This is a genomic window from Candidatus Phytoplasma sp. AldY-WA1, from assembly GCF_020312115.2.
Taxonomy (GTDB): Bacteria; Bacillota_I; Bacilli_A; order Acholeplasmatales; family Acholeplasmataceae; genus Phytoplasma; species Phytoplasma vitis.
The window spans coordinates 1-999 of sequence record NZ_JAHRHX020000127.1 but is presented as its reverse complement, the minus strand read 5'-3'; the positions used below and the strand labels follow the sequence as shown (position 1 = coordinate 999).

General features: G+C 23.4%; 1 pseudogene. It reads right to left on the bottom strand.

Annotated elements, in window-relative coordinates:
* Positions 1–999: pseudogene (locus KTO59_RS04410) on the bottom strand (pentapeptide repeat-containing protein); the annotation flags it as partial.

The window sequence follows — 999 nt, the reverse complement described above, 5'->3', positions numbered from 1 at the left end:
TTTTTCGCTTCATCAAGTGAAACAATTAAAAATGTATAAAAATTAATTTTATCTTCTAATTCTGTTTGAGATGCTTTCGTCTCTTTCAATTCTTCTTCATATCTAGCTACTTGTTCTTGGTTTATTTTTAATATAAGATTTTTTGTTTCTTCACTACCTAAATTTTTTTTCATTTCGGTTTCATAATTATCATTAATTTCTTTTAAAGATTTAATATATTTTTCAATACGTTCAATATTGTCTTTTTGATTTGCTAAATCAGCTTTTTTTTGGTTTATTTCGTCGCGTTGTTTTAAGTTTTTTTCAAATATAGCATCTATACTTTTTGTTAAAAGTTCTTGTTTTTTTTCTTCTGTTAATGATTTTACATCTTTTTTAAGATATTCTGCTATTGTTTGTTCGTTTTTTAAATTTTGTTCTGCGATTTCAATTAATTTTTTATTATCTTCTATAAAATCATTAATTAATTTTTCTTCATATATCGTTTTGTCTAAGTTGGCAGTTTGTTTATTAATTTTGGTATTAATTGCTGCAATTTTTATTTTTAACGTATTATATTTTTCTTTATATGTTTCGCATATTGTATCTATTTCTTCAATTGCATCTGTAATAAAATCATAAATAGTTTTTTCTTCGTTTGTTTTTAATTCTTTTAAAGTAAATCCAGCGTCTTTTAATTCTATTGCTTTATATCCGGCATCTTTTAATTGATCTAAATCAAATCCGACTTCTTTTAATTCTTTTAAATTAAATCCAGCGTCTTTTAATTCTTTTAAATTAAATCCAGCGTCTTTTAATTCTATTGCTTTATATCCGGCATCTTTTAATTGATCTAAATAAAATCCGACTTCTTTTAATTCTTTTAAATTAAATCCAGCGTCTTTTAATTCTTTTAAAGTAAATCCAGCGTCTTTTAATTCTATTACTTTATATCCGGCATCTTTGAATTGATCTAAATCAAATCCGGCTTCTTTTAATTCTTTTAAAGTATATCCACTT